The organism is Gordonia rhizosphera NBRC 16068 (assembly GCF_000298195.1).
GTDB classification, from domain to species: Bacteria; Actinomycetota; Actinomycetes; order Mycobacteriales; family Mycobacteriaceae; genus Gordonia; species Gordonia rhizosphera.
Window position 1 is genome coordinate 1 of record NZ_BAHC01000132.1, and the last position, 1,668, is coordinate 1,668.

General features: G+C 65.1%; 2 protein-coding genes. Both read left to right on the forward strand.

Annotation, left to right across the window (positions count from 1 at the left end; translation table 11 throughout):
- Nucleotides 1-141: 141 nt before the first annotated feature.
- Nucleotides 142-1,203: a LacI family DNA-binding transcriptional regulator gene (locus GORHZ_RS16690; RefSeq protein ID WP_006334908.1), complete on the forward strand. Its 1,062-nt coding sequence runs from the start codon at nucleotides 142-144 to the stop codon at nucleotides 1,201-1,203.
- A gap of 109 nt (nucleotides 1,204-1,312) precedes the next feature.
- Nucleotides 1,313-1,668 (forward strand): alpha/beta fold hydrolase (locus GORHZ_RS16695; RefSeq protein ID WP_006334909.1); only part of this gene is annotated, 356 nt, incomplete at its 3' end.

The window sequence follows — 1,668 nt, forward strand, 5'->3', positions numbered from 1 at the left end:
GCCGAGCATGGCGAAACGTGGCATCTGATGCTCCTGTTCTGCTCCGAGGTCTGTCCGATCCATCTGGATTGTGGGACAATATGGGACCGGTCCCAGTCACCATACGTGGTGCAGATCACGAGAGCAATAGGATGGGCGATTGTGAGTGAGAACGATGAGCGGTCGGACGCCGGTCCGTCGGCCGTCGGTGTGCGACGACCAGCGACGATTCGCGATGTCGCCGCGCATGCGGGCGTCTCGAAGTCCGTGGTCTCGCGTGTCCTGCGTGACGAACCGAACGTCAGCGAGGAGCGACGGGCCCGGGTTCGCGACGCGATGGCAGAACTCGACTACCGGCCGAACACGATGGCGCGCGGGCTGTCCCAGTCCCGCAGCGGCACCATCGGGGTGGTCATCAACGATCTCCGCAATCCCTGGTACGTCAGTCTGATCGAGGGCCTGGCGACGACCCTCGATGCCGTTGACATCGCACCGATCCTCGTCGACAGCCGACTCGATCACCAGGTCGGACGCAACACCGTCGAGACGCTGCTTTCGCGGCAGGTCGACGGTCTGGTCGTGGTCGGCACCACCGATGCGCGCGTGGACGTCGAGCGGGCGGCGCTGTCGATACCCGTGGTCTTGGCCGGCACCCTCGAACCCGACCTTCCCACCGTGGACATCGCGGTCGACGATGATCTGGCGGGGGCAACGATGGCCACTGAACATCTGCTTCGCCTCGGGCATCGCAGGCTGGCACACATCCAGGGCCCGGGCGCGGTGGGGGCCCTGCGGCGCAAGGGATTCGAGGACACGCTCGCTGCGGCGGGGATTGCAGCCGAGAACATGATGGTCGAGTACGGCGGCACCCGAGAGGAAGGCGGATATGCTGCGGCAGAGCGGCTGCTCGACGCCGCCACGCCGCCGACGGCGATCCTGGCGTACAACGACATGACCAGTCTCGGGGTGATGTCGGCGGCCGACGATCGCGGGCTCTCGATTCCCGGTGACCTCTCGCTGATCGGTTACGACAACACCCAATTGGCGAGCCTTCGGCACATCTCGCTCACCTCGGTCGACAACGGGAACTTCACCGTCGGGACGCAGGCGGCGAAGTTCCTGATCCAGCGCATGGATCGCCTGAGGGCGCCGCAACGGATCTACCGGCACACGCCCACGTTGGTGGTGCGGCGCACGACTTCCGCGCCGAGAGAACGTGACTGACCGGAAGGAACGATTTACCTCGGGCGCAAGAACTTTGACCCAACCATTCGGATGACTGTTGTCTCGATGCTAGTTTGAGGGCATCGCCGGGACATCAGGGATGAGAGTCATGAACAGCGAACCGAGAGCCCGCGAGTGGACCGAGACCGTGAACGGCACCGGCCTCCGCGTGGAGGAGGTCGGCGCCGGTGACGAGACGCTGGTGTTCTCCTCAGCCCTGTTCACCAACCGGGCGCTGTTCGATGCCCCCGTCGCCGCGCTGTGCGGTGACCACCGATGTATCCGGTATGACCACCGCGGTCAGGGTGACAGTGGTCTCGGGGCGCCCCAGCCGTCGACCGAGAAGGTCATGACCAACATGTTCGGCACCACCTTCATGTCCGACCCGACTCGGAACGCCGACCGGGAGAAATGGCGGCAGAGGTTCGGGGAGCAACTGATTCCGGAGGCGATGCCGATGCTCCT